The sequence below is a fragment of the Endozoicomonas atrinae genome, assembly GCF_001647025.1.
Lineage (GTDB): Bacteria > Pseudomonadota > Gammaproteobacteria > Pseudomonadales > Endozoicomonadaceae > Endozoicomonas > Endozoicomonas atrinae.
On sequence record NZ_LUKQ02000728.1, the window covers coordinates 1 to 612 of the forward strand.

Genomic DNA, 612 nt, shown 5'->3' on the forward strand with positions numbered 1-612 from the left:
CGGTGAGGTGGCCGAGAGGCTGAAGGCGCTCCCCTGCTAAGGGAGTATACGGTTTGTAGCCGTATCGAGGGTTCGAATCCCTCCCTCACCGCCATTTATCTTTTCTAACTCCTTGATTTCCCTTCCTTTTATTCTAGCTCATTTGTTCCAAATTACCGATGTGTCCAAGAAGTGTCCATTTTACTTAATGGATTTAGTCTAACGGCGTCGTTTAAGTGTTCTTTGCTGAATTTTGCGTATTTCATGGTCATCTTAATGTCGGAATGACCGAGGATACTTTGCAGTACCCGAATGTTTCCGCCGTTCATCATAAAGTGGCTGGCAAAGGTATGGCGTAGCACGTGGCTGGCCTGTCCTCGAACGGTTCTCACTCCAGAGCGCAGTAAAGCCCGTCTGAACGATTCCTGACAGTTGGTGAACTCTCCCTTGTCCCTGATGTGTTGTTTCACCTCCAGGAACAATGCTTCGTCTAGCGGGATGATCCGGTTCTTCTTGGACTTGGTGTAGGTCAGGTAAACCTGATTGTTCTTGAAGTGGTGATCCTTCCTGCTCTCGATCTCTCCCCAGCGAGCACCGGTAGACAGGCAAATCTTGGTGATCATCATCACATGG

At 48.9% G+C, this 612-nt stretch carries 1 protein-coding gene and 1 tRNA gene; one reads left to right on the forward strand and one right to left on the reverse strand.

The features are described from left to right. Position 1 precedes the first annotated feature (1 nt). Positions 2–94, forward strand: a tRNA-Ser gene (locus tag AK963_RS30310). Between the two features lie 58 nt (positions 95–152). Here AK963_RS30310 and AK963_RS30315 read toward each other — a convergent pair. Next, positions 153–612: tyrosine-type recombinase/integrase (locus AK963_RS30315; protein WP_175404778.1), on the reverse strand; the 460-nt coding region annotated here is incomplete at its 5' end.